The sequence below is a fragment of the Kitasatospora sp. NPDC059088 genome (assembly GCF_042738155.1).
Classification (GTDB): domain Bacteria; phylum Actinomycetota; class Actinomycetes; order Streptomycetales; family Streptomycetaceae; genus Kitasatospora.
Map to the genome: position 1 here is coordinate 1 of NZ_JBHYGR010000259.1, position 4,200 is coordinate 4,200.

5 protein-coding genes and 1 pseudogene are annotated in these 4,200 nt (G+C 74.0%); 2 read left to right on the plus strand and 4 right to left on the minus strand.

All coding sequences use genetic code 11. From position 1 onward, the window contains the following. Positions 1 to 90: 90 nt before the first annotated feature. Positions 91 to 297 (minus strand): annotated as a pseudogene (locus ACFWXO_RS44935) (hypothetical protein); the annotation flags it as partial. A 15-nt stretch (positions 298 to 312) separates the two neighbouring features. Between ACFWXO_RS44935 and ACFWXO_RS44940 the strand changes: the two are divergent. Continuing rightward, positions 313 to 519 carry a UTRA domain-containing protein gene (locus ACFWXO_RS44940; RefSeq protein ID WP_380532947.1) on the plus strand — a complete coding sequence of 69 codons (207 nt, stop codon included), beginning with the start codon at positions 313 to 315 and terminating at the stop codon, positions 517 to 519. Between the two features lie 45 nt (positions 520 to 564). Here the strand turns inward: ACFWXO_RS44940 and ACFWXO_RS44945 are convergent, their stop codons facing one another. Next, positions 565 to 939 (minus strand): VOC family protein, encoded by a 375-nt coding sequence (locus ACFWXO_RS44945; RefSeq protein WP_380532949.1) that lies wholly within the window; start codon positions 937 to 939, stop codon positions 565 to 567. Positions 940 to 946: 7 nt separating this feature from the next. Then, positions 947 to 1,549 (minus strand): ABATE domain-containing protein, encoded by a 603-nt coding sequence (locus ACFWXO_RS44950; RefSeq protein ID WP_380532952.1) that lies wholly within the window; start codon positions 1,547 to 1,549, stop codon positions 947 to 949. Between the two features lie 80 nt (positions 1,550 to 1,629). Between ACFWXO_RS44950 and ACFWXO_RS44955 the strand changes: the two genes are divergently transcribed. Next, positions 1,630 to 2,373: an MBL fold metallo-hydrolase gene (locus ACFWXO_RS44955; RefSeq protein WP_375887453.1), complete on the plus strand. Its 744-nt coding sequence runs from the start codon at positions 1,630 to 1,632 to the stop codon at positions 2,371 to 2,373. Between the two features lie 15 nt (positions 2,374 to 2,388). Here ACFWXO_RS44955 and ACFWXO_RS44960 read toward each other — a convergent pair whose 3' ends face one another. Further along, entirely contained in the window at positions 2,389 to 4,029 is a 1,641-nt protein-coding gene (locus tag ACFWXO_RS44960) for a protein kinase (RefSeq protein ID WP_380532956.1), read from the minus strand. Positions 4,030 to 4,200: the final 171 nt, after the last annotated feature.

The window sequence follows — 4,200 nt, forward strand, 5'->3', positions numbered from 1 at the left end:
TCCTATGCGCCGACCGCGCAGTGATCACCCGAACGAGCCCAATGCGTGCGGAGTTTCGAGCGGCAGCCGTGCCCCTCGGTTTGGGAAACGCTTCTCAGCGGAGGGAGTGCCGTCCCCGCCCTGGATGCCGATCCGGTCGAGCCCCCGCCGCTCGATGCGTACCCACGTGCCGCGCTCCGTGCCTGCTCCCACGGATCGGCGTTTGCGGACCACCGTCTTCCTGTCGAGCCTCGTCACCAAGGCAGCCTCGACACGTCCCAGCACCTCGTCCACCGGCACCCGGCGCAGATCCGTCATAGGACAACGGTAACGATGCACAGGGGAGTTGGGAGTCGCTCCGAACGCGACGACATGCACGCGCGGGCGGCCGACCAGCGGGAGGCGGCCGGGCTGGCGGTGGCGGTCGGGAGTCCGATCCTGGCTCTCGTCCACCGGTGGTCGGACGACGACGGGTTGATCGAGTACACGGAGTCGTGCCTGCCCGCCCAGTTCACCATCGGGTACGAGTACACGCCGTAGGGGATGGCCCACAGGGTTGTCCACAGGCTGTGGACAACCCTGTGGTCAACCGTGGGTGGTGTCGATGACGCAGAAGCGGTTGCCCTCGGGATCGGCGAGGACGACGAAGTCCGGGTCGTCGGGGTAGAGGTCCCAGTCGACCTCCTGGGCGCCGAGGGCGATCAGGCGGCGGACCTCGGCGGCCTGGGCGGCGGCGCCGTCCGCGTAGAGGTCGAGGTGGACGCGGGGGTGAACCTGGACGGGGGACTCGGAGATCCCCAGGGCGAGTTGGACGCCGGTGCCGCCGTCGGCGGGGAGCAGCACCGTCCAGTCGTCCTCGACCAGGCCGTCCCTCGGGACGTAATCGAGCGCGGCCGCCCAGAAGGCGACCGCGCGGGGCATGTCGGCGACACCGAGGACGAGGGATCCGATCGTCAGCACCGCGCCATTATGACGCGGCCTCAGCCTTGCTCCGGCGCGCGTAGGCCCGGGCCGCGCGGACGCGGTCGCCGCAGCGGGTCGAGCACCAGTGGCGGGCGGCGTGGGTGCGGACCAGGAAGCGGATGCAGGGGCTCGCGGCGCAGGCGGCGAGGCGGTCGGCGTCCGGGCCGGTGAGCAGGTCCGCCGCGTCGGCGGCGATGACGGCCATGGCGTGCACGGCGACCTGGTCGGCCGGATGGGCCGGCGCGCGGTACGGGCCGTCCGGCTCGTACCAGCGCAGCAGGGCGGCGGCGGAGGTGGCGGTGAGCGCGGCGTTGAGCGCGTCCACGGCCTCGGCCGGCGGCACCGCGCCGTCGACCCGGGCGGCGAGCAACACCCTGAGCCGGGACCGGAGTTCGCGCAGCCGTCCGGTGCAGTACTCGTAGACCTCCGCCCCTTCGGGGGCGAGGCCCCGTTCGACCAGCCAGCGGGTGGCGTCGGCGGGGGTGGCCAGGAGGTCGAGGCGGCCGGTGGTGAGCGCGAGGTCGCTGTTGGCGAAGTCGAGGGCGACATGCTGCTCCGAACCCGGTGCGGGCGGCGGGGCGGTGAGGGTGGCATTCACGGTTCTCATGGTAAACCTTGCGCTCTTCCGTGATGGAGGGTTAGGTTTCATCACGTCAAACGATGACTTTCTCCGTGAGGTGAACCAGCATGTCGAACATCCGCGTCTTCGGCGGCCCGACCGCCCTCATCGAATTCGGCGGCCTCCGCTTCCTCACCGACCCGACCTTCGACGAGCCCGGCGACTACCCGCGCGGCGGCGGCCGCGCCCTCACCAAGACCGCTCCCTCCCCCATCACCCCCGCCGACCTCGGCCCGGTCGACGCCGTCCTGCTCTCCCACGACGAGCACCCGGACAACCTGGACACCTCGGGCCGCGCCCTGCTGCCGACCGTCCCGCTCGTCCTCACCACCACCAGCGGCGCCGAGCGGCTCGGCGGCACCGCGCGCGGGCTCGCCCCCTGGGAGTCCGTGGAACTGGCCCGCCCGGACGGCGGCAGCGTCACCGTCACCGCCGCACCCGCGCTGCACGGGCCCGAAGGCGCCGAGGCGGTGCTCGGCCAGGTGATCGGGTTCGTGCTGACCGCGCCCGACCTGCCGAGCGTCTACGTCAGCGGCGACAACGCCTCGCTGCCGCTGGTCGAGGAGATCGCCGAGCGGTTCGGCCCGGTGGACACCGCCGTCCTGTTCGCCGGCGCCGCCCGCCCCGGCCCCTTCGACGGCGCGCTGCTCACCCTGGACAGCGCCCAGGCCGCCGAGGCCGCCGCCCTGCTGGGCGCGCGGCGCGTGGTGCCGGCGCACTTCGACAGCTGGGCGCACTTCACCGAGGGCCGTACGGCGCTGGAGGCGGCCTTCGCGGCGGCCGGGCTGAGCGACCGGCTGCAGTTCGCCTGACCGGGGCGGAGTGCCTCAGTCGTCCTGGAAGTTGCCCGCCGACGTGTGGAGGGTCGCGTACAGCGCGGACAGACGGGCGTTCCAGTTGGCGTAGGTGGGGCCGTCGATCGCGTGCTTCTTGCCCAGGTCCTTGATCGTCTTCTGGGCGGCCCGGAGCTCCTGGGCGGCGTCGTCGGGGTTGCCCTCGTTCAGCCGGGAGGCGGTCTCGTCGAGGATCTGCAGCAGCTCCGTCTGCTTGTCGCGCTCCTTGCCGACCTGCGCCTGCGCCACGGCCTGCCGGAAGGACTGGAGTTGGAGCTCCGCGGGCTGGTTGCGCGGGACGGACTGGGTGGGCACGGGAGCGGTCGGCGTGGCGGCCGGGGTGGTGGGGGCGGCAGCAGCGGAGGTCGGGGCCGTCGTCGCAGTGGTGGCCACGGACTTGGTCGCCGCCGGGGGCTTGGCGGCGGCGTTGCCGGCCGGCTCGTCGGCGGCGGTCAGCACCACGGCGATGACCCCGGCGAGGCCGGCTATGCCCAGCGCTCCGAGGACCAGGGGCTTGTTGCGCCGGCTCACCGTGGGGGCGGGCATGGGGAGCCGTCCGGCCGGGTGCGCCGCGGGCGGCATCGCCGGGAGCGGCGCCATCACCGAGGTCGCGGCCGGGACGGGGTGGTGCGGGACGCCGTGCGGGGTCTGGGGCGGGAGCAGGGTGGTGTGCTGCTGGTTCGGGTGCACCGGCGCCATCGGCCCCATCGGCCCCGTCGGTGCCATCGGCGGCATCGACCCCGTCGGCCCCACCGGCGGCAGCAGCTGCGTGGGAGCGGCGGTCGCGAGCAGCTCCGCGGTCGGATCGCCGACGGCCAGGCCCGGTACGGTGCCGAGGAGTTCGGCCCGCGCCGCGGCGGCGTCGGCCGGGCGGTGGGCCGGATCCTTGGCCAGCAGGCGCAGCGCCACCGCGTCCAGGGCCGGCGGCAGGCCCGGGCGGCGCGCGGACGGGGGCAGGGGCTGCTCGCTGACGTGCTTGAAGGCGATCGCCACCGGGGTCTCGGCGGTGAACGGCGTCGCGCCGGTGAGCATCTCGGTCAGCACGCAGCCGACCGCGTACAGGTCGGTGCGGCCGTCCAGGGCGGAGGCGGTGGCCTGCTCGGGCGAGAGGTAGGCGGCCGTACCGAGCACGCTCGCGGTCTGGGTCAGGTTGCTGGACGAACCGGCCCGGGCGATGCCGAAGTCCACCACCTTCACGCCGCCGTCGTCGGTGATCATGATGTTGCCGGGCTTGATGTCCCGGTGCACCAGGCCCGCCGCGTGCGCGACCGACAGCGCCTCGCAGACCGCCGCCGCGATGCCGACCGCGCGCTCCACCGGCAACTGCGGCTGCTGGACCAGGACGGCGGCGAGCGAACGGCCGTTCACCAGCTCCATGACGATGAACGGGGTGCCCTCGTCCACGCCCGAGTCGAAGACCATGACGATCCTCGGGTGCACCAGCATCGCGGCGTGCTGCGCCTCGCGGCTGAAACGCTCGGCGAAACGGGGGTCATCGGCGAGGCCGCCGTTGAGGACCTTGACGGCCACCTGGCGGCCCAGGACCCGGTCGAGGCCGCGCCAGACCGTGGCCATGCCTCCGACGCCGAGTATCTCGACGAGTTCGTAACGCCCGTTCAGCGCGCGTCCGATCACCTGGGACTCCCCTCACGTGCGGCCTCCGGGGTCCCGAGCGGCCTCGTGCACCTGTGCACGATAGCCGCCCCGGGCCCGGGACCTGAGGGGGTGGCGGCCGGGGGACCGGGCAGCGGTCCCCCGACCCCCGGTGCCGGGGGGGGGGGGCGCGCCCCGCGGCCCGCGGCGCCC